At 72.1% G+C, this 19444-nt stretch carries 18 protein-coding genes; 12 read left to right on the top strand and 6 right to left on the bottom strand.

The window, feature by feature from the left end:
- Positions 1–306: 306 nt before the first annotated feature.
- From nrdR to ACIBTV_RS09555, 3 genes are all read left to right on the top strand, one after another.
- Positions 307–807, top strand: coding sequence for a transcriptional regulator NrdR (gene nrdR / locus ACIBTV_RS09565; protein WP_396703572.1), 501 nt, complete (start codon positions 307–309; stop codon positions 805–807).
- A 33-nt stretch (positions 808–840) separates the two neighbouring features.
- A complete protein-coding gene (locus ACIBTV_RS09560; RefSeq protein WP_396703571.1) occupies positions 841–3732 on the top strand; it encodes a vitamin B12-dependent ribonucleotide reductase in 2892 nt (963 codons plus the stop codon).
- Positions 3733–3979: 247 nt separating this feature from the next.
- A complete protein-coding gene (locus ACIBTV_RS09555) occupies positions 3980–4822 on the top strand; it encodes a barstar family protein (RefSeq protein WP_396703570.1) in 843 nt (280 codons plus the stop codon).
- A gap of 275 nt (positions 4823–5097) precedes the next feature.
- Here the strand turns inward: ACIBTV_RS09555 and ACIBTV_RS09550 are convergent, their stop codons facing one another.
- Together ACIBTV_RS09550 and ACIBTV_RS09545 are read right to left on the bottom strand one after the other, a co-directional pair.
- On the bottom strand, positions 5098–5286 hold the full coding sequence (locus tag ACIBTV_RS09550) for a DUF397 domain-containing protein (protein WP_396703569.1): 189 nt from the start codon (positions 5284–5286) through the stop codon (positions 5098–5100).
- A gap of 11 nt (positions 5287–5297) precedes the next feature.
- On the bottom strand, positions 5298–6155 hold the full coding sequence (locus ACIBTV_RS09545) for a helix-turn-helix domain-containing protein (protein ID WP_396703568.1): 858 nt from the start codon (positions 6153–6155) through the stop codon (positions 5298–5300).
- A 486-nt stretch (positions 6156–6641) separates the two neighbouring features.
- Here ACIBTV_RS09545 and ACIBTV_RS09540 point away from each other — a divergent pair, with 486 nt between their 5' ends.
- Positions 6642–6848 (top strand): hypothetical protein, encoded by a 207-nt coding sequence (locus ACIBTV_RS09540; RefSeq protein WP_396703567.1) that lies wholly within the window; start codon positions 6642–6644, stop codon positions 6846–6848.
- The gene (locus ACIBTV_RS09535) at positions 6845–7012 is read left to right on the top strand and encodes a hypothetical protein (protein ID WP_396703566.1); all 168 of its coding nucleotides are present in this window, start codon (positions 6845–6847) and stop codon (positions 7010–7012) included. Before ACIBTV_RS09540 ends, ACIBTV_RS09535 begins: the two co-directional genes overlap by 4 nt.
- A gap of 13 nt (positions 7013–7025) precedes the next feature.
- Here the strand turns inward: ACIBTV_RS09535 and ACIBTV_RS09530 are convergent, their stop codons facing one another.
- Entirely contained in the window at positions 7026–8138 is a 1113-nt protein-coding gene (locus tag ACIBTV_RS09530; RefSeq protein ID WP_396703565.1) for an FAD-dependent monooxygenase, read from the bottom strand.
- Positions 8139–8369: 231 nt separating this feature from the next.
- On the opposite strand from ACIBTV_RS09530, the gene ACIBTV_RS09525 reads away from it, so the two are divergent.
- Positions 8370–9305 carry a DUF2332 family protein gene (locus tag ACIBTV_RS09525; protein WP_396703564.1) on the top strand — a complete coding sequence of 312 codons (936 nt, stop codon included), beginning with the start codon at positions 8370–8372 and terminating at the stop codon, positions 9303–9305.
- Between the two features lie 4 nt (positions 9306–9309).
- Here ACIBTV_RS09525 and ACIBTV_RS09520 read toward each other — a convergent pair whose 3' ends face one another.
- Positions 9310–10587: an MFS transporter gene (locus ACIBTV_RS09520; RefSeq protein ID WP_396703563.1), complete on the bottom strand. Its 1278-nt coding sequence runs from the start codon at positions 10585–10587 to the stop codon at positions 9310–9312.
- A 212-nt stretch (positions 10588–10799) separates the two neighbouring features.
- Here ACIBTV_RS09520 and ACIBTV_RS09515 point away from each other — a divergent pair, with 212 nt between their 5' ends.
- On the top strand, positions 10800–11084 hold the full coding sequence (locus ACIBTV_RS09515) for a DUF5522 domain-containing protein (protein WP_396703562.1): 285 nt from the start codon (positions 10800–10802) through the stop codon (positions 11082–11084).
- Between the two features lie 91 nt (positions 11085–11175).
- A complete protein-coding gene (locus ACIBTV_RS09510) occupies positions 11176–11724 on the top strand; it encodes a hypothetical protein (protein WP_396703561.1) in 549 nt (182 codons plus the stop codon).
- Between the two features lie 92 nt (positions 11725–11816).
- Here the strand turns inward: ACIBTV_RS09510 and ACIBTV_RS09505 are convergent, their stop codons facing one another.
- Positions 11817–12506 (bottom strand): metal-dependent transcriptional regulator, encoded by a 690-nt coding sequence (locus ACIBTV_RS09505; protein WP_396703560.1) that lies wholly within the window; start codon positions 12504–12506, stop codon positions 11817–11819.
- 97 nt (positions 12507–12603) lie between these two features.
- Here ACIBTV_RS09505 and ACIBTV_RS09500 point away from each other — a divergent pair, with 97 nt between their 5' ends.
- Genes ACIBTV_RS09500 through ACIBTV_RS09490 form a run of 3 tightly spaced genes read left to right on the top strand, consistent with a single transcriptional unit; the run spans position 12604 to position 17266 of the window.
- Positions 12604–13461: a sulfurtransferase gene (locus ACIBTV_RS09500; protein WP_396703559.1), complete on the top strand. Its 858-nt coding sequence runs from the start codon at positions 12604–12606 to the stop codon at positions 13459–13461.
- A 47-nt stretch (positions 13462–13508) separates the two neighbouring features.
- Positions 13509–14690, top strand: a complete 1182-nt coding sequence (locus tag ACIBTV_RS09495; RefSeq protein ID WP_396703558.1) for an acetoin utilization protein AcuC — start codon at positions 13509–13511, stop codon at positions 14688–14690.
- 23 nt (positions 14691–14713) lie between these two features.
- Complete coding sequence (locus tag ACIBTV_RS09490) at positions 14714–17266, top strand: GNAT family N-acetyltransferase (protein WP_396703557.1); 2553 nt, start codon at positions 14714–14716, stop codon at positions 17264–17266.
- 58 nt (positions 17267–17324) lie between these two features.
- Here ACIBTV_RS09490 and sigB read toward each other — a convergent pair whose 3' ends face one another.
- Positions 17325–18341, bottom strand: coding sequence for an RNA polymerase sigma factor SigB (gene sigB, locus ACIBTV_RS09485; RefSeq protein ID WP_396703556.1), 1017 nt, complete (start codon positions 18339–18341; stop codon positions 17325–17327).
- A gap of 311 nt (positions 18342–18652) precedes the next feature.
- Here sigB and ACIBTV_RS09480 point away from each other — a divergent pair, with 311 nt between their 5' ends.
- Positions 18653–19441 carry a sporulation protein gene (locus tag ACIBTV_RS09480; protein ID WP_396703555.1) on the top strand — a complete coding sequence of 263 codons (789 nt, stop codon included), beginning with the start codon at positions 18653–18655 and terminating at the stop codon, positions 19439–19441.
- Positions 19442–19444 lie beyond the last annotated feature (3 nt).

Below are 19444 nucleotides of genomic sequence, written 5' to 3'. Positions count from 1 at the left end.
GGGTCCGCCCGTTGGGCTCACCGGCGAGTCGGTCGCCGGCCTCGGTCGGGTCGGGCGGGGCGAAACGACCGGGCAGGCAGGTGACGCGCCGGACACGCCGCCCAACTTGACCCCGGTCGGCTGGCGGCATACGGTCGACCCCTAGATGTAGTAGTCACATGGGCGTAAGTTGCCTACAGGTTGGGTCCGACTACCGACCGCACTCCCGTACCGTCAACCGGCGGGCCGCCATCGGGCGATGGTGCCGCCGTGGTTGGCCGTGCCCGGAGTGCCCGGGGCGGCCGTGGTCGATCGAGGAGGTCAGTGATGCGGTGTCCGTACTGCCGGCACGCCGACTCCCGCGTGGTCGACTCGCGGGAGGCCGACGACGGCCAGCTCATCCGGCGTCGGCGGTCGTGCCCGGAGTGCGGCAAGCGGTTCACCACGGTGGAGGAGGCCGTCCTCGCGGTCGTCAAGCGCAGCGGGGTGACCGAGCCGTTCAGCCGGACGAAGATCATCGGCGGGGTGCGCAAGGCGTGCCAGGGCCGGCCGGTGGACGACGACTCGCTCGCGCTGCTGGCGCAGCGGGTCGAGGAGACCGTCCGGGCCAAGGGGGCCGCCGAGATCCCCAGCCACGAGGTGGGGCTGGCCATCCTGGGCCCGCTGCGCGACCTGGACGAGATCGCCTACCTGCGGTTCGCCAGCGTCTACCGGTCCTTCGACTCGCTCGCCGACTTCGAGCGCGAGATCGAGACGTTGCGGGCCGCGGCCCGTGCCCGGGAGCACGGCGGGGCCGACGCGGTCGAGGCCGCCGGCCGCACCAGCTGATACTTCGCAGTTTTTCGCAAGATTGGACGCGCGGTGGGTGACCGCGCAGACGAGGGGGGCAACGGCGTGACAACGAGCCGTTCACGGAACAAGGCGGGCGCGGGCCTGAAGGTCGAGCGGGTCTGGACGACGGAGGGGGTCCACCCGTACGACGAGGTCACCTGGGAACGTCGGGACGTCGTCATGACGAACTGGCGCGACGGCTCGATCAACTTCGAGCAGCGCGGGGTGGAGTACCCCGAGTCGTGGAGCGTCAACGCGGCGAACATCGTGACCACCAAGTACTTCCGGGGCGCGGTGGGGACCCCGGAGCGCGAGTGGTCGCTCAAGCAGCTGATCGACCGGGTGGTGACCACCTACCGCACCGCCGGTGAGGAGTACGGCTACTTCGCCAGCCCCGCGGACGCGGAGATCTTCGCCCACGAGCTGACCTGGATGCTGCTGCACCAGGTGTTCAGCTTCAACTCGCCGGTCTGGTTCAACGTGGGCACGCCCTCGCCCCAGCAGGTCAGCGCGTGCTTCATCCTCGCCGTCGACGACTCGATGGACTCGATCCTCGACTGGTACAAGGAGGAGGGGCTGATCTTCAAGGGCGGCTCCGGCTCCGGGGTGAACCTCTCCCGGATCCGCTCCTCCAAGGAGCTGCTCTCCTCCGGCGGCACCGCGTCCGGCCCGGTGAGCTTCATGCGCGGCGCCGACGCCTCGGCCGGCACCATCAAGTCCGGCGGCGCCACCCGGCGCGCGGCCAAGATGGTCATCCTCGACGTCGACCACCCGGACATCGAGGAGTTCGTGGTCACCAAGGCGCGCGAGGAGGACAAGATCCGCGCGCTGCGCGACGCCGGGTTCGACATGGACCTCGGCGGCGCCGACATCGTCAGCGTCCAGTACCAGAACGCCAACAACTCGGTCCGCGTCTCGGACGAGTTCATGGGTGCGGTCGAGACCGACGGCCCGTTCGACCTGCGTGGCCGGCTGGACGGCGCGGTGATCGAGACGATCAACGCCAAGAAGCTGTTCCGCACCATCTCCCAGGCCGCCTGGGAGTGCGCCGACCCCGGCCTCCAGTACGACGACACGATCAACGACTGGCACACCTGCCCGGAGACCGGGCGGATCACCGCGTCGAACCCGTGCTCGGAGTACCTGCACCTGGACAACTCCTCGTGCAACCTGGCCTCGCTCAACCTGATGAAGTTCCTCCGCGCCGACGGCGGCTTCGAGGTGGAGAAGTTCGTCAAGTCCGTCGAGTTCGTCATCACCGCGATGGACATCTCGATCTGCTTCGCCGACTTCCCGACCGAGAAGATCGGTGAGACCACCCGGGCCTACCGGCAGCTGGGCATCGGCTACGCCAACCTCGGCGCCCTGCTGATGGCCTCCGGTCTGCCCTACGACTCGGAGCAGGGCCGCTCGGTCGCCGCGGCGATCACCTCGCTGATGACCGGCACCGCCTACCGCCGCTCCGCGGAGCTGGCCGGCATCGTCGGCGCGTACGACGGCTACGCCCGCAACGCCGAGCCGCACAAGCGGGTCATGCGCAAGCACGCTGCCGCCAACGACGAGATCAAGCCCGCCGGCACGGTGGCCACCGCCATCCAGCGGGAGGCCACCAAGCAGTGGACCCTCGGCAACAAGATCGGTGACAAGAACGGCTGGCGGAACTCGCAGGCCAGCGTGCTCGCGCCGACCGGCACCATCGGCCTGATGATGGACTGCGACACCACCGGTGTGGAGCCGGACCTGGCGCTGGTCAAGTTCAAGAAGCTGGTCGGCGGCGGCTCGATGCAGATCGTCAACCAGACGGTCCCGCGGGCGCTGCGCAGCCTGGGCTACCCGGAGGAGCAGGTCGAGGCGATCGTCGAGCACATCGCCGACCACGGCCACGTCGTCGACGCCCCCGGCCTGAAGCCGGAGCACTACCCGGTCTTCGACTGCGCGATGGGCGAGCGGTCCATCGCCCCGATGGGCCACGTGCGGATGATGGCGGCCGTCCAGCCGTTCATCTCCGGCGCCATCTCCAAGACGGTGAACATGCCGGAGCAGGCCACCGTCGAGGACGTCGAGAAGATCTACTTCGAGGGCTGGAAGCTCGGCCTCAAGGCGCTGGCGATCTACCGCGACAACTGCAAGGTCGGTCAGCCGCTGTCCGCGGCGAAGCCGAACAAGGCCACCGAGACCCCGGCCGCCGAGGTCGAGAAGGTGGTCGAGAAGGTCGTCGAGTACCGCCCGGTGCGCAAGCGCCTGCCGAAGAAGCGCCCGTCGCAGACGGTCAGCTTCTCCGTCGGCGGCGCCGAGGGCTACCTCACCGCGTCGTCCTACCCGGACGACGGCCTCGGCGAGGTCTTCCTCAAGATGTCGAAGCAGGGCTCGACCCTCGCCGGCGTGATGGACGCCTTCTCGGTGGCCATCTCCATCGGTCTCCAGTACGGCGTCCCGCTGGAGACGTACGTCAGCAAGTTCACCAACATGCGCTTCGAGCCGGCCGGCATGACCGACGACCCGGACGTGCGGATGGCCGCCTCGGTGATGGACTACATCTTCCGTCGGTTGGCGCTGGACTTCCTGCCGTACGAGCGCCGCGCGGAGCTGGGCATCTTCACCGCCACGGAGCGGGCCGCCCAGCTTCGGGCCGAGGCGGAGGCGGAGAGCGGCGCGGACCTCGCCGCGATGGCCGCCTCCGCCCCGGTCGAGACCAAGCCGGAGGAGCCGAAGACCGGGCCGGTCGCCCAGCCCGCGCTGGAGGTCGCCGACGTCGCCGCCGCCAAGCCGGCGCCGTCCGTCGGCTCCAGCACCGAGCTGCTGGAGGCCGTGATCGGCAAGGCCGCCGACGCGCCGCTCTGCTTCACCTGCGGCACGAAGATGCGCCCCGCCGGTAGCTGCTACGTCTGCGAGGGCTGCGGCTCCACCAGCGGCTGCAGCTGAAACCGGGAAGTTGGTGCATGTCTCCTGCGTGACTCCTAAGAGGAATCGCTGGTAGACATCGCTCCTGGTGAAGACCTACAACGGATGCCTCCCACCCGATTCCGGGTGGGAGGCATCTACTTTTGCGGTACGAGAGGAGCGGTGACCGTGTCGGAGATCTCAGTCTCGACCCCACCGTACGACCCGGCGGTCGGCATCAACCCACTCGACCTCGGCTCGGCATTAGTCATGCTGGCGGAGGATCCACGTGCCCGGTGAGGAGACGAGTCCGCAGGACCAGCAATGGCACTGGGACGAGGACGTCCCGCTTCGCTGGCAATTGGTCGATGAATCCGCCATGGGAGAATCGGACGCCGTGATCGCGGCGTGCGCTGACATCGAAGGACTATTCATCGATTCGCCGTCCAGGGTGCGAGAGACGACGCTTCTCGGGTGCATGCCCCACCTGCCGTTGCGCCGTGCTCTGGACGCACTGGCCACGGGGACGGGCAACCCAGGTGGCGCTCTTCATCGTCGGTCGATCGACGCGACGCTCTACAGCGTGGACCGGAACGGCATAGTCAACCGCGTGATCGGCTCCTACCTGCGAGCATCAGTGACCGAAGTCCGTCCCTCGGTCCTGGCTGCTGGCCTCGTCGATGTCACCCTGGGCAGCGCGATCTCCGAGCCTTTGCCGAGCTCGGCGCGGCCCATCTGGGAGCTGTGGCAGACTGGCGGCCCGACCGAACCGGGCCTCTGGGCAGGTTATAGACGTGAGCTCCGACATCTCTGGTCCGGAGCGGCCTTGGCTCACCACCGGGCCGATGCGGCTGACAAGCCAGCCGGCAGCACCTACCAGCTCGACGGGCGCCACGTCACCGACATCGAAGGCTTCTACTGCGCCATCGGTGAGGCCATCAATGGTCCTGGCGGCTACTTCGGCTGGAACGGCGACGCGCTCCACGACTGTGTGACTGGCGGGTGGGGTGCCCAGTGGCCGTTCCGTCTGGTCTGGAACCACGCCGAGGTCGCCCGTACTCATCTGACTGCCGAGTTCGACCAGATCCTTCGATGGCTCGCCCAGGATCAGATCGAGGTCGAGTTGCGGTGATCGGTGGTTGCAGCCCGGAGCCATCCCCATTCGTGGGCGACGGTATCGGGGTATGCGGCGTCCCGGGCGTCCTGTCCCTCACCCGGGGGCCGGAAGGTGCGGAACGGGTATGACTCAGCGGCATATTAATGACGCTCAGTCATACGGCTCAATCCGACAGGTGCCGCGGTAGCGACGAGCCCGTCCCGGTCAGGGCTGGACGGATAGTGCGCATCGTCAATCCGGCCGAGTCGGTGGGCGACAGACCCGCAGGGCGAAAGCGGCGCGGCGAAGAGTCAGTCGAACTTGATGCCACGGACGAACGCGTTCCAGGCATTGCTGTGAAAGCGCAGGACGGCACCGCCTGGGTTCTTGCTGTCCCGGACCATGATGTCGGCGCCCTTGGTAGCCAGCTCGACGCATGCGCCGCCGTTGTTGTCGCTGTAGCTCGACTTGCGCCAGATCACGTGATCCGGGGTGTCCATGGTCAGCTCTCTCAGGTCTGTTGCCGTTTCAGGTCGCCCGCCATCCGCAGGATGAGCCTGCGCGACTCTACCGGTCCGAGGGCGGCTGCACGGAGTCGGTCCCACAGCCGAGTGTAGGCCCGTACGGCGTCTGGTCGGTCAAGGTAGTCGGCGTCAGTGAAGGTCTCGACGTAGATGACGTCTGACGAAGAGTCCTCACCGAAACGCAAGATGATGAAATTGAAGGAAGCGGTCTCGTAGGTTTGCGCGCCGAACGGGTAAACCTGGATTGTCACGTTTGCCTGCTTGCCGACCTCCGCCAAGTGCATGAGTTGGCTGCGCATGATGTCAGGGTCCCCGATGTTCCGTCGGAGCGCCGACTCGCTGAGGATGAACCCGAGTTCAGGACCGGTGTCTCGCAGGATGGACTGCCGTTCGAGGCGCACGGTGACTTGTCGATCTGTGTCCTCAGTGGCCGAACGGGCGTGAGCAGTTGCGTTCATCGCTCGTATGTACGGCTCGATCTGGAGGATGCCGGGGATGACCTCTGGCTGATACCAGCGGATCTCCGACGCGTCGCCCTCCAAGTCGAGGTACTGACGGAACCAATCAGGGACCGCGTTCCGGTAGCTGCTCCAACGGCCCCGCTGTCGCCCCGCGCGGGCGAGTTCGCGCAGCGACTCGGCCTCGTCGTTGCGCACCCCGTAGAGATCGAGTAGTAGGCCCAGATCTGTCAGCTTGATACCGGACTGTCCAAGCTCGATGCGGCTGATCTTGCTCGCGGCGGCGTCGATCACGACGGCTGCCTCGTCCTGAGTCTTGCCCGCGCGCTCGCGGGCGCGCTTCAGTGCGAGTCCGAGCCGCCGCCGTTGGATCGTCGGGTTGACCATCGGCCGATTATCGCCTGACCCGGGCGGGATGCGGCGACACGCCGTTATGGGGTTTCCAAAATAGGAGTCCAACTTTTAGCCTGTTTGCACTCCTGAAACAGGAACCCAAGTTGTGAGAGGTGCGTATGGGTCAGCACCTGGCGTACGACGACTACCTGCTCGCGGTGGCGCTGACCCTCGCTCGCAGGCATCGGCCGGTCTGGTCGTGGCGGCGGTGGCGCCGGGTCTGTCGCTGCGGGGGCGACCTGCCGTGTCGGACCCGGCACCGGATTCCAATCGGACGACGCCACTGGCCAGGGGAGGACGAACGATGAGGCAGGAGCAGGTCGAGCGGATCCTGTCGGTTCATCTGGCCGGCGGCGACGGGTTCTGCGTCGGTTGCCGGTGGTGGTGGGGACGGTTGTCGCCGTACCCCTGCTATCAGGCGGAATGGGCATGTCGCTGGCACGCCCGGGCGGCGACCCGCCGGTTCCTGGATGGACGGGCATGACCACACACGGGCCGGTCCTTCCGCTCTGGACCTGTGGTGGCTGCAACGGCCCCTGGCCGTGCCGGACCCGGCGCACCGAGTTCGACGGCGCTCCCGTGTCGTTGGCCCTCTACATGGGCTCCTACCTGGCGTGGGCCGCCGAGGATCTGACCTGGGTGCCCGCTGGGCTGTTGCACCACCGGTTCCTGGGCTGGATCCGGTGAGCGTGATCCGCCGGGGCGACGAGCGGTTCCACTACAGCGACGGCTCTCATCGGTGGATCCCGCCGGGCCCTGACTATGACCAGGAAGCCTGGGACGAGATGGTGCGACAGCACCAGCGACAGCATCTGGAGGAGATCAGCCGGCGCAGGAAACCGCGCGAGTGATCTGAGCAGGAGGCTAGGGCTGGGCGAACAGCGGCCCGTAGTTCGACCGGAACATCTTCTCGCCGAGGCGCCGCATCACCGTGTCGCGCAGCACCGCCGGCAGTCCCAGGGCCTTGTCCCGACGGTGCGTCTGGGCGAGCACCCAGTCGGTGCGCGGGCGGCGGCGCGTCTCGTACGCCCGCAGCGCCTCGCCGACGCTCCCGGCGGCGGTGAGCGACTCGGCGAGCACGACGGCGTCCTCCAGGGCCATCGCCGCGCCCTGGGCCATGTTCGGCGAGGTGGCGTGCGCGGCGTCGCCGATCAGCAGCACCCGCCCCCGCGACCAGGAGCGGAGGTCGACCTCCTGGTTCCAGCCGGCGTGCGGGGCGGCGCCATCCGCGTCGAGGGCGTCGAGGAGGGTGCCGACCCGTTCCGGGTACCCGGCGCGCAGCTCGTCGCGCCAACCCGGCCGGTCGGCGACCGCGCCGTCGTTGTAGTAGCAGTACGTCTGCTCGTCGCTGACCGGGATGGTGAGGAACTGGGTGCCGCGCCCGAGCAGCACCGACCAGACCGGCTCGGAGTCGAGCCGGGGGGCCAGCCAGCGGTACGCGTACTGGGGGAGGGTGCGGGCCGCGTGACCGTCGAAGGCGACTCGCCGCACCGTCGAGTTGACCCCGTCCGCGCCGACCACCAGGTCGTACCGCTCGGTGGTGTCGTCGTCGAAGCCGACGGCGACCCGCTCGCCCTCCTGGGCGAGCGTGACCGGCCGGCGCCCCCACCGGATCGGCACGTCCGCGACGTGGGCGAGCAGGGCCCGGTGCAGGTCGGGGCGGCGCAGGGACACGCAGGGGCCGACGCCGTCCCAGAGGCCGGCCACGTCGATGTCGAAGAGTGCACGCCCCTGCCGGTTGGTGCTGCGCTGCTGCTTGATCTCCACGGCCAGGTCCGCGACCGGCTCCCGCACCCCCAGCACGTCGAGCATCCGGGTCGCGTTGCCGGTCAGGTAGATGCCGGTGCCGGCCTCGTCGGGGACGGCCGTGCGCTCGACCACGTCCAGCGTGGCACCCCAGCTTCGCAACGCGGCGGCCGTCGCCAGCCCGGCGACACCACCACCGACGATCAGGACCCGCAGACCCGCACCTCGCACGACCAGTTCCTTCCGCAGTCGACAACGGCCGGTTGAGCTGTTGCTCCAGGTCCCGGCCGACGCAGCACTCTAGGCGGCGGTGCGGGCGGGCCGGGGCGGGTGGGTGGCGTCGGCCCAAACAGTGGACGAGCGTCGTCGCCCTTCGCGCACCGGCGCGGACCGGACCGGAGGTGCTGACCGTCACGTTCCCCGGGGCCGCCGATCCACCGCGGTCGCTGCGATCATCGGGGGATGACGACGGCCGCCGCGTACCGGGAGTTCGCCATCCGCGAGACGCGCGGCCTGTCGCCGGCGTACGAGCGGCTGTCGCTCGCGGTGTCCCACGACCGGGACTTGCTCGACCTGATCGACACCCTGCCCCCGACCAAGCGGCAGCCGAACCTGCTGTTCGGCGTGGTTCGGCTGCTCGGCGGCCCGGTCGACGACCCGGCCGAGTTCCACGACTTCACGCTGGCGCACTGGCCGACGGTCGCGGCGGAGATGCGGGTACGGGCGACGCAGACCAACGAGGCCGGGCGCTGTGCCGTGCTGCTGCCGGCGCTCGCCGCGCTGCCGCAGCCGCTCGCGCTGCTGGAGGTGGGCGCGTCCGCCGGGCTCTGCCTCTATCCCGACCGGTACGCCTACCGCTACGGCGACCGGCGGATCGGCACCGGGGCGCCGGTGCTGGACTGCGCGGCGACCGGGGCGCCGCTGCCGACCTCCCTGCCGCGGGTCGTCTGGCGGGCCGGCCTGGACCTCAACCCGTTGGACGTGACCGAACCGGCGGACGTCGCCTGGCTCGACGCCCTCATCTGGCCGGAGCACACGCACCGTCGTGCCCGGCTGCGTGCCGCCGCCGCGGTCGCCGCCGCCGACCCGCCGCTGCTGCTCCGCGGCGACCTGGTGAACGACCTGCCGGCGCTGGCCGCGCAGGCCCCCGCCGACGCGACGCTGGTGGTCTTCCACACGTCGGTGCTGTATCAGGTGCCGGCGCCCCGGCGGGCGGCGTTCGTCGACCTCGTCCGCGACCTGCCCGGCCACTGGCTCGCCAACGAGGACCCGGACGTGCTGCCCCACCCCGACCTGCCGGAGCCCCCGGGGGACGCGTCGTACAACGTGTTGGCGCTGGACGGGCGGCCACTGGCCTGGACGCGCGGGCACGGTCAGGCGGTGACCTGGTTCGGCTGACCGGTCACGACGCCGCTTCGGGCATGTCCTTCATGGTCCGCAGCGGCGAGAAGAGCAGGAACAGGCAGGCGCTCCAGGTGCCGAGTACGCAGATCCAGAGCGCCGGGCGCAGTCCCAGCGTCGTACCGAGGGCGCCGCCGACCAGCGCGCCGAGCGGGATCACCCCGAAGCAGATCCAGAGGAAGGCGGCGTTGACCCGGCCCAGGATCGCCGACGGGGTGATCCGTTGCCGGTACGTCATCGCCGCCACGTTGAACAGCACCGCGTTGGCGGAGAAGGCGGCCAGCCCGACACCGTAGAGCAGCACCCCCCAGCCCGGTCGGGCCAGCGGCATCAGCAGGTAGAGCGGGCCGGGCACGGTCATCGCCATCCAGATCACCCGGGCCGAGCCGATCCAGGCCGACAGCCGGGCGGCCAGCGCGCCGACCACCAGGCCGCCGACGGCGCTGACCGAGAAGACCAGACCGACCTGGACGGACGAGGCGTGCAGCTCGCGCAGCATGAAGGTGACCTCGATCGAGCCGGCGGCCATGACGAAGAAGTTCGAGGTCGTCGTGCAGGCCAGGATGCTGACCAGGATCGGCTGTCGGCGGATGAAGCGCAGCCCGTCGGTCATCTCCACCCGCAGCGGCACCCGCTCGCGAGGTGCGGGCTCCGCCCGTGGCGCCTCCCGGATCAGCAGCAGCGTCACCGCGCTGAGCAGGAAGGCCAGACCGTTGACGAGGAACGTACGGGCGGCGCCGACCAGCCCGATGAGCACGCCGCTGACCGTCGGGCCGACGAGTTCGGCGGCGTCCTGGCTCATGGTGAGTTTGGCGTTGCCGTCGACCAGTTGTCCGGTGGGGATGAGCCGCGGCAGCATGCTCTTGTACGCCACGGTGAAGAGCACGGTGAGCACACCGGCGAGCCCGACCACCGCGTACAGGAAGCCGAGGGTGAGCTGCCCCATCAGCGCCGCGACCGGTAGCGACAGCATGAGCGCCGCCCGACCCAGGTCACACGCGATCATCAGGCGGCGCTGGTCCACCCGATCGGCGATGATGCCGGCCGGCAGCGACACCAGCAGGTACGGCAGCCAGGCCAGGAAGGTGAGCAGCGAGACCTGGAAAACGCTGGCCCGCAGCGTGTCGGCGGCGAGCAGGGGGACCGCGACGCCGGCGACCCGGGTGCCCAACTCGCTCACCGTCTGGCCGCTCAACAGCAGCAGGAAGTTCCGGCTCCGCAGCAGCGACGACGGTGCGGCGGTGGTGGCTGCCGGGGGAGCGGCGACGTGCTGGTTCACGTGCGTGCCTGTCTGTGCGGGACCTGGTGTGTCCGGCGAGAGGATCGCGGGGCGGGGCGGTCGCCGACGCCGGCCCGGGGACCCTACCGGCGCGGCCGGCGGCCGGGCGCGGCATTTATCCCGGACGTACGGGGCGATCGGCTCGGTGACGCGCTCGCCACCGCACTGGCCCGGTTCCGCTGACCCGCGACGCGGGTTCCTAGACTGCGTCGGTGACCGGGGAGCGACGACCACTGGCGGGCCGGCCGCTCACCGAGCCGCATCCGTCGCGGCTGCCTTCCGAGCATCCCGACCGGGAGCGGATCCTCGCCGCGCACGCCGCCGCCCTGGCCGCGGGGGAGGCCGGCTACCTCGACCCGGCGACCGGTCTGTTCGTCCTCAGTGCCGGTTTCCTGGCCCGGCGCGGCACCTGCTGCGGTCGCGGCTGCCGGCACTGCCCGTACGTCGATGATCCGCCCGGCGGCGCCGACCTGACGGCGGAGCGAAGCGACGACTGAGGGGCTTCCGTCGGGGGTGGCCCTACCCGTACGGTGTCCGACGGATCTCCGGCGGGCGGCGCCCCGCCGTCGACGAGCGGAGGGTGGGCGCGTGCGCGGGCGGATCGTGGTCGCCGGGCTGGCCGTGATGGCGGTGTCCGGATGCGCGGCGGAGCCGGAACCGGTGGCCGTGCCGCCGCCGGCGCCGATCGCGGTCGATGTGGCCGCCGCCTCCTCGGGCGGTGCCTGCCGGCTGCTGGACTTCGCGGTGATCGAGGAGCACCTGAAGGTCCGGTTCGACGTGGCCGCCGCGAGCCAGCGGGGGGAGACGCACACCTGCGTGGTGCGGGCCGGGGACGCGATCCTGCCGGAGTTGACCCTCGCCGTGACGAAGGCGTCGGTGGACAAGACGACGTTCTCCGCCGACGTGGTGCCGGACTCGGCGAGCAAGGTGTCCGGTCTGGGGCAGCAGGCGTACCGGCGGACCGTCGCCGCCTCGGCCGGGCACGGCCCGGTCGCCGAGGTGGGGTGGCTCACCGCCGAGGGGCGGTTGGCCACGCTGGAGTGGACCAGCCCGCGGGGCACCGCGAAGACGGCCGTCGACAAGGTGGCTGGTGAGTTGGCGGCGCTCGGCAAGAAGGTCAACACCCGCGCGCTCTGAGCACGGCGTCGGGCGGGTACGCGAAACGGCCGGCGCCATCGTGGCGCCGGCCGTCGTGTCGTTGTGGCGGTCCCGTCGGGGCGCCCGCCGGGTCAGGCGGCGGCGACGAAGACCCGGGAGGCGACCTCGCGGGGCAGCCGCACCCGGTCCCCCGACCGGTCGATCGACACGCCGTCGCGCTCCTGGGCGACGGTCACCGTGGCGCCCGGGTCAACCCCCGCGGCGTGCAGTTGGCGCAGCACGTCGGCGTTGGTCTGCACGCTCTCGCAGATCCGGCGGACCACGACCGGGCCGGAGAGGCCGGGGAACGCCAGGTTGCGCTCACCCTCGACGACCACCGCGGCGCTCTCCGTCGCGGGCGAGCCCAGCTCCTCGAGACCCGGGATCGGGTTGCCGTACGGCGAGCGGGTCGGCCGGTTGAGCAGGTCGTAGACCCGCTTCTCGACCGCGTCGCTCATCACGTGCTCCCACCGGCAGGCCTCGTCGTGGGCCTCCTCGTAGGGCATGCCGATCACGTTCACCAGCAGCAGCTCGGCGAGCCGGTGCTTGCGCATCACGGAGACGGCGGCGGCCCGGCCCTCGGCGGTCAGCGTGAGGTGCCGGTCACCCTCGACCGTGAGCAGCCCGTCGCGCTCCATCCGCGCGACCGTCTGGCTCACCGTGGGGCCGCTCTGCTTCAGCCGCTCGGCGATCCGGGCACGCAGCGGCGGCACCCCCTCCTCCTCGAGCTCGAGGATGGTGCGCAGGTACATCTCTGTCGTGTCGACAAGATCATGTTTCAAATCAGCGGCCCTCCAGTGATCGATGCTACCGCGCCGCAGGCGTAACGACCGAAGCCGAACCGCGGTGCTGTTTCCCGGATGGTGTTGACTGGACGACATGTCCGGTCCCGAGGAGCTGCTCGTCGAGCCCCACCGGCTCGCCGCCGAGCTCGACACCGCCGTCCCGCCCACGCTGCTCGACGTCCGCTGGCGTCTGGTCGGGCCGCCCGGCCGGGACGACTATGCCGTGGGTCACCTGCCCGGCGCGATCTTCGTCGACCTGGACACCGCCCTCTGCGGGGCGCCCGGCGCCGCCGGCCGGCACCCGCTCCCCGAGCCGGCCGCGCTGGAGGCCGCGCTGCGCGCCGCCGGCGTCCGCGCCGGCCACCCCGTCGTCGTGTACGACGGTGGCGACGGCATGGCCGCAGCCCGCGCCTGGTGGACGCTGCGCTGGGCCGGGCACCGGGCGGTCCGCCTGCTGCACGGTGGCTACCCGGCCTGGGTGGCGGCGGGCCTGCCGGTGACCGTCGACGTGCCCGAGCCGGAGCCGGGCGACGTGACGGTCCGCCCGGGTGGGCTGCCGGTGCTGGACGCCGGGGAGGCCGCCCGACTGGCGGCGGCGGAGACCGGGGTGCTCCTGGACGTCCGCGCGGCTCCCCGCTACCGGGGCGAGACCGAGCCCGTCGACCCGGTGGCCGGGCACGTTCCCGGCGCGGTCAACCTGCCCGCCCCGGAGTACGTGACCGACGGCCGCTTCCCCGCCGCGGCGGCGCTGCGCGAGCGGTTCACCGCCGCCGGGGTCGCCGAGGACGCGCCGGTCGGGGCGTACTGCGGGTCCGGCGTGACGGCCGCGCAGGCGGTGCTGGCCCTGCACCTCGCGGGTCGACCGGACGCGGCGCTCTACGTCGGGTCGTGGAGCAACTGGGTCGCCGACCCCGCTCGACCGGTGGACACCGGGGCGACACCCGGGGCGTGACCAGCGCCTGCGCTGTGGCCCCCCGGTCCACGTGCGACGATGGGCGCATGTCCGACGAGACGGTCGTGGTGTGGGACGAGTCGCTGCTCGCCTACGACATGGGTGACCATCCGCTCGACCCGGTCCGGGTGGAGCTGACCTTCGCGCTCGCCCGCGAGCTCGGTGTCCTGGACCGGCCGGGCGTACGCCTGGTGAAGCCGGAGCCGGCCGACGACGCGCTGCTCACCCGGGTCCACGACCCGCGCTATCTCGACGCCGTCCGCGCCGCGCCCGGTGATCCGCTCTTCGCCGGCTTCGGGCTGGGCACCTCGGACAACCCGGTGTTCCCCGGCATGCACGAGGCCAGCGCGCTGATCGTCGGCGCGACCGTGGCCGCCGCCGAGGCGGTCTGGCGGGGCGACGCCCGACGGGCGGTCAACGTGGCCGGCGGGCTGCACCACGCCATGCCGGCCCGCGCCGCCGGGTTCTGCGTCTACAACGACCCCGCCGTGGCCATCGCCCGCCTGCTCGACCTCGGTGCCGAGCGGATCGCGTACGTGGACGTGGACGTCCACCACGGCGACGGTGTGCAGCAGGTGTTCTGGAACGACCCGCGGGTGCTGACGGTCAGCGTGCACGAGACGCCGCTCGCCCTCTTCCCGGGCACCGGCTTCCCCGACGAGACCGGTGGGCCCGGCGCCGAGGGCAGCGCCGTCAACGTGGCGCTGCCGCCGGGCACCGACGACGCCGGCTGGCAGCGCGCGTTCCATGCGATCGTGCCGTCCGTGCTGCGCGCGTTCCGGCCGCAGGTGCTGGTCAGCCAGTGCGGCGCGGACGCGCACCGGCTCGACCCGCTCGCCGACCTGCACCTCTCCGTGGACGGTCAGCGCGCCACCTACCTGGCGCTGCGGGCGCTCGCCGACGAACTCTGCGAGGGCCGCTGGGTGGCCACCGGCGGCGGTGGCTACGCGCTGGTCGAGGCGGTGCCCCGGGCGTGGACTCACCTGCTGGCCGTGGCCACCGGTGAGCCGATCGACCCGGCGACGCTGACGCCGCCCGCCTGGCGGGAGCTGGCCGCCGTGCGTCGGCCGGGCCGGGACGTGCCGCTGCGGATGACCGACGACGTCGACCCGTCGTACGAGCCGTGGCAGCCGACGGGCGAGCCGAGCGCCGTGGAGCGGGCCATCGCGGCCACCCGCAAGACGGTGTTCCCCCTGCTCGGGCTCGACCCGCACGACCCGCGCGACTGAACCGGCCGGAGGAGGGCCGGCCGGTGACGACCGTGGACCAACCGGTGGACGTGCTGCTCAGCGACGGCACGACCGTCCAGCTGCGACAGATCCGTCCGGAGGACGCGCCGGGGATCGTGGCGATGCACTCGCGCTTCTCCGAGCGCACCCGCTACCTGCGCTACTTCTCTCCGTACCCCCGGATCCCCGACCGGGACCTCCAGCGCTTCGTGACCGTCGACCACCGGGACCGGGAGGCGTTCGTGGTGCTCGTCGGCGGGGGAATCGTCGCCGTCGGCCGGTACGAGCGGCTCGGCCCGCAGGCCCCCGAGGCCGAGGTGGCGTTCGTGGTGGAGGACGCCTACCAGGGGCGGGGCATCGGTTCGGTGCTGTTGGAGCACCTGGCCGACGCGGCCCGCCGGGTCGGCATCGTGCACTTCGTGGCGGAGGTGCTCCCGGCCAACGGGGCGATGCTGCGGGTCTTCTCCGACTTCGGCTACCAGATGCAGCGCCAGTTCGCCGACGGCGTGGTGCACCTGACCTTCCCGATCGCGCCCACCGAGGCGACCCTCGAGGTGCAGCGCGGCCGGGAGCACCGCACCGAGGCCCGGTCGATCGCCCGGCTGCTCGCCCCGCGCGGCGTCGCTGTCTACGGCGCGAGCGCCACCGGGCAGGGGGTGGGCGCGGCGGTGCTCGGGCACCTGCGGGACGGCGGCTTCGCCGGTGCGGTCGTGCCGGTGCACCCGAGCGCGGCGACCGTCGCCGGGCTGCCCGCGTACCCGTCCGCGGCCGACGCCGGTGTGCCCGTCGACCTGGCGGTGGTGGCGGTGCCGCCGGACGCGGCACCGGCGGTGGTCGCCGACGCGGCCGCCGCCGGGGTGCACGGTCTGGTGGTGATCTCGGCCGGCTTCGCCGAGTCCGGTGCGGAGGGCGCCGCCGCGCAGCGGGCCCTGGTCCGGGCCGCGCACGCCGCGGGCATGCGGGTGGTCGGCCCGAACTGCCTGGGCGTGGCGAACACCGACCCGGCGGTACGCCTCAACGCCACCCTCGCCCCGGCGCTGCCGCCGCCCGGACGGGTCGGCATCTTCAGCCAGTCCGGCGCGTTCGGGGTGGCGTTGCTGGCCGAGGCGGACCGGCGCGGCCTCGGCCTGTCCACCTTCGTGTCGGCCGGCAACCGGGCCGACGTGTCCGGCAACGACCTGCTCCAGTACTGGCAGGACGACCCCGGCACCGACATGATCATGTTGTACCTGGAGACGTTCGGCAACCCGCGCAAGTTCGCCCGGCTGGTGCGGCGGATCGGGCGGGCCAAGCCGGTGGTGGCGCTCGCCTCCCCGGCCCGGCCCGGCGGTGTCGGTCCCGCGGCCGGCCCGGACGAGGTGGCGGTGGCCGCGCTCTTCGCCCAGTCCGGGGTGATCCGCGTCGACACGGTCGCCGAGCTGCTGGACGTCGGGGTGCTGCTGGCCAACCAGCCGCTGCCGGCCGGCCCGCGGGTGGCCGTGGTGGGCAACTCGTCCGCGCTGACCGGGCTCGCGGCCACCGCCTGCGCGGCGCAGGGCCTCACGCTCGCCGACGGCTACCCGCGTGACCTCGGCCCGAACGCCGGCGCGACGGAGTTCGCCGCCGCGCTGGCCGGCGCCGCCGCGGACGAGCGGGTGGACGCGCTCGCGGTGCTGGTCGCCCCGCCGCTGCCCGGGCAGCCGGCCGACGCCGACCTCACCGTCGCGCTGCCGGCCGCGCTCGGCGGCGGCAAGCCGGCCGTGACGACGGTCCTGGCCGGGCGGACGCCGGCCGGGATGCCGACGTACGGGGGTGTGGAGGAGGCGATCCGGGCCCTGGGCCGGGTGCACCGGTACGCCGACTGGCTGCGCCGCCCGCCCGGCACGTTGCCGCAGTTGCCGGGGATCGACCGCGCCGCCGGTCAGGCCGCGTTGCGTCGCGACGGTGCAGCGGAGGTCGCGGCCCTGCTCGCCGCGTACGGCATCGACCTGGTGGCCTCGGTGCCGGCGCGCTCCGCCGACGAGGCGGCCGGCGCGGCGGCGGAGCTCGGCTTCCCGGTGGCCCTGAAGGCGGCGGCACCGGGGCTGCGGCACCGACTCGACCTGGGCGCGGTCCGGCTCGACCTGCCCGACGCGGCGACCGTCCGGCGCGCGTACGCCGAGATGTCGGCGGTCTTCGGCGCCGACGTGCTGGTCCAGCCGATGGTCCCGCCCGGCGTGGCCTGTGTGGTGGAGCTGGTCGAGGATCCGGCGTTCGGGCCGGTGGTCGGGTTCGGGCTGGGCGGGGTGGCCACCGAACTGCTCGGCGACCGGGCGTGGCGGGCGGTGCCGCTGACCGACCGGGACGCCGCCGAACTGGTGGACGAGCCGCGGGCGGCACCCCTGCTGCACGGTCACCGGGGCGCGGCGCCGGTGGACCGTGCCGCCCTGAGCGACCTGCTGCTGCGGGTCGGGCGGCTCGCCGACGAGCAGCCCCGGGTGCGGGCGCTGACCCTGAACCCGGTGCTCGTACGCCCCACCGGCCTGTCGGTGCTGCACGCCTGGATCCGCGTCGGCTCCGCCCTGGACCGCCCGGACACCGGCCCCCGCCGCCTCTGAGCCCCGGAACAGGTGTGGGGCCCCGGCGAACCGCCGAGGCCCCACGTGCACATCCGGATCAGCAGGCGTACGCCGCCAGGCGCTGCGCCCGCTCGGGAGCGCGGAGCTTCAGCAGCGTCACCTTCTCGATCTGCCGGATCCGCTCCCGGGAGAGGCCGAACTCGCGGCCGACCTCGTCGAGGGTGCGCTGCCGGCCGTCGTCCAGCCCGAAGCGGAGCCGGATCACCGCCTGCTCGCGCTGCGAGAGGCTGGCCAGCACGATCCGGACCTCGTTGCGCAGCTCACCCTGCGCCGCGGCGTCGCCCGGCTCGTCGCGCGGGTCCACCGCGGCCACGAAGTCGCCGAGCGCGCTCTCGCCGTCTTCGCCGACCGCCTGGTCGAGGCTCACCGGCTCCCGGTCGTACGAGATCAGCTCGATCACCTGGAACTCGGGGATGTCGAGCGCCCGGGCGACCTCGGCGACGGTGGGCTCACGGCCGAGCGACACCGACAGTTCGCGGCGGGCCCGGACCATCCGGTTGACCTGCTCGACCATGTGCACCGGGATGCGGATGGTGCGGGCCTGGTCGGCCATGGCGCGGGTGATGGCCTGGCGGATCCACCAGGTGGCGTAGGTGGAGAACTTGTAGCCCTTGGCGTAGTCGAACTTCTCCACCGCGCGGATGAGACCGAGGTTGCCCTCCTGGATCAGGTCCAGGAACGCCATGCCGCGCCCGGTGTAGCGCTTCGCGATGCTCACCACCAACCGCAGGTTCGCCTCGAGCAGGTGGTCCTTGGCGGCCCGCCCCTCGGCGACGATCAGCTCCAGGTCCGCCTTCAGCTCCGAGGAGACAGGGGTGCAGGTCGCCAGCTTCTCCTCGGCGAACAGCCCGGCCTCGATCCGCCGGGCCAGGTCGACCTCCTGGGCCGCGGTCAGCAGCTTCGTGCGGCCGATGCCGTTCAGGTACGCCCGGACCAGGTCCGTGGAGATGCCGCGCTCGTCGGTGGCGTCCAGGTCGGTCAGGGTCTCGTCGGCCGGGTCGTGCTGGGTGCCCGCTGCCGGGCGCGTCCGGTGCTCCGTCATCTGCAGCGCCATCGTCGTCTCTCCCCGTGTGCGTCGTGCGGTTCCCGGCCCAGTGCCGCCGGTGACACACAGCTTGGCGGGCGGGGCGTAAAACGGGAGTGAGGCGATCGGGGACCCGACAGCAATCCGGTCCGGTCGGCGGTGCCGCATCCGGCGCTCTCCGTCACCGGCGTCGGCCGCGCCGCGATCGGCGGCCGGCGCCCGCCGTGCCGGTGGGCTGCGGCGACGGGCCGGGTGTGTCGGCCCGGCGGTCTTGCGACACCCGGTTACGGTGCCAGCGACCGGCCGACGGGATCGGCCCGGACCAGGCTACGGAGGGTGTTGTGGTGTTCAAGCGACTCATGCAGGCGATGGGCGTGGGTGGCCCGTCGGTGGAAACCGTGCTGGCCAACCCGAACTGCCGCCCGGGCGGGGTTCTGGAGGGGCGGATCCAGGTGGCCGGCGGCGACCACCAGGTCGACGTCGAGTACGTGGCGCTCGGCCTGGTCACCCGGGTCGAGGTGGAGAGCGGCGACAGCGAGTACAACACCAACCAGGAGTTCCACCGGCAGGCCGTCACCGGCGCGTTCCGGCTGGAGCCGGGGCAGCGCCACGACATCCCGTTCCGCTTCGACGTGCCGTGGGAGACGCCGGTCACCGAGCTGTACGGGCAGCACCTGCACGGCATGACCATGGGTCTGCGTACGGAGTTGGAGGTGGCCCGCGCGGTCGACAAGAGCGACCTGGACGCGGTGTCGGTGCACCCGCTGCCGGCGCAGGAGCGGCTGCTGGAGGCCCTGCTGCGGTTGGGTTTTCGGTTCAGCCGGGCCGACGTCGAGCGGGGCCACATCTACGGCGTCCACCAGACGCTGCCGTTCTACCAGGAGATCGAGTTCTACCCGGCGCCCCAGTACGCGCGCGCGATCAATCAGCTGGAGGTCACCTTCGTCGCCGACGCGCGGCAGATGCAGGTGGTGCTGGAGCTGGACAAGCGGGGTGGCCTGCTCAGCGAGGGCCGGGACGCGTTCGGCCGGTTCACCGTTGACTACGCCACCCTGGATCGCGCCGACTGGGCGGCGCAGCTCGACGGCTGGCTCCGCCAGTCCGTCCAACGCCGAGGCCTCTTCTTCTGACGC

Origin of the sequence: Micromonospora sp. NPDC049366 (assembly GCF_044466625.1) — a bacterium.
Classification (GTDB): Bacteria; Actinomycetota; Actinomycetes; order Mycobacteriales; family Micromonosporaceae; genus Micromonospora.
Note: the sequence above shows the minus strand (reverse complement) of the source record. Positions and strands in the feature narration are given on the sequence as shown.